Origin of the sequence: Variovorax sp. E3 (assembly GCF_016082275.1) — a bacterium.
Taxonomy (GTDB): domain Bacteria; phylum Pseudomonadota; class Gammaproteobacteria; order Burkholderiales; family Burkholderiaceae_C; genus Variovorax.
This window is the reverse complement of record NZ_MOWM01000341.1, coordinates 1-1,114: the sequence shown is the minus strand read 5'-3', so window position 1 is coordinate 1,114 and position 1,114 is coordinate 1. Positions and strand designations below refer to the sequence as shown.

General features: G+C 64.3%; 1 protein-coding gene and 1 pseudogene. Both read left to right on the top strand.

Going from position 1 to position 1,114, the window contains the following annotated elements:
- Positions 1 to 21 precede the first annotated feature (21 nt).
- A pseudogene (locus tag BMG07_RS40710) lies at positions 22 to 953 on the top strand (electron transfer flavoprotein subunit alpha/FixB family protein).
- Between the two features lie 74 nt (positions 954 to 1,027).
- On the top strand, positions 1,028 to 1,114 hold an 87-nt coding region (locus BMG07_RS45305; RefSeq protein WP_198083767.1), incomplete at its 3' end, for an acyl-CoA dehydrogenase N-terminal domain-containing protein.

The window sequence follows — 1,114 nt, the reverse complement described above, 5'->3', positions numbered from 1 at the left end:
CGAAGCGAAGGTGATCTGAACATGACCGCACTTGTTATTGCCGAACACGACCACGCCAGCATCAAGCCGGCCACTCTCAATACCGTGACTGCTGCATTGGCTTGCGGTGGTGATGTGCACGTTCTTGTCGCAGGCGCCAATGCCGCTGAAGCCGCGAAGGCCGCTGCGCAGATCGCAGGCGTGACCAAGGTCATCGCCGCCGACAGCCCGAGCCTCGCCGAGAACCTCGCTGAGAACGTCGCCGCCCAAGTGCTGGCCATTGCCGGCAACTACAGCCACATCCTGTTCCCCTCGACCGCCAACGGCAAGAACGTCGCCCCGCGCGTCGCCGCCAAGCTCGACGTCGCTCAAATCAGCGACATCACCAAAGTCGACAGCCCCGACACCTTCGAGCGCCCGATCTATGCCGGCAACGCAATCGCCACCGTGCAGAGCAGCGACGCCACCAAGGTGATCACCGTTCGCACGACCGGCTTCGACGCAGCAGCCGCCACCGGTGGCAGCGCAACGGTCGAAACGGCTGAAGGCGTGGCCGACAGCGGCAAGAGCGCGTTCGTGGGCCGTGAAGTCACGAAGAGCGAACGCCCCGAACTGACGGCTGCCAAGATCATCGTCTCGGGCGGCCGCGCCTTGGGCAGCGCCGAGAAGTTCACCGAAGTGATGGCCCCGCTGGCCGACAAGCTGAACGCTGGCCTTGGCGCCAGCCGCGCAGCGGTGGACGCAGCTACGCCCCGAACGACTGGCAAGTGGGCCAGACGGGCAAGATCGTCGCGCCACAGCTGTACATCGCAGCCGGCATCTCGGGCGCGATCCAGCACTTGGCCGGCATGAAGGACTCGAAGGTCATCGTGGCGATCAACAAGGACGAAGAAGCGCCGATCTTCAGCGTGGCCGACTACGGCCTCGTGGCCGACCTGTTCACGGCCGTGCCCGAGTTGGTGAAGGCGCTCTGATCGCATCGCTGCACTGAGCCAGAGGGCATCGTTCGCGATGCCCTTTTCGTATCCGCTGTATCTGGAGACAAGACATGAGCTACACCGCCCCCCTCAAGGACATGCTGTTCGACATCGAGCACCTGGCCAACATCGGCGAGATCGCCAAGCTGCCCGGCTTC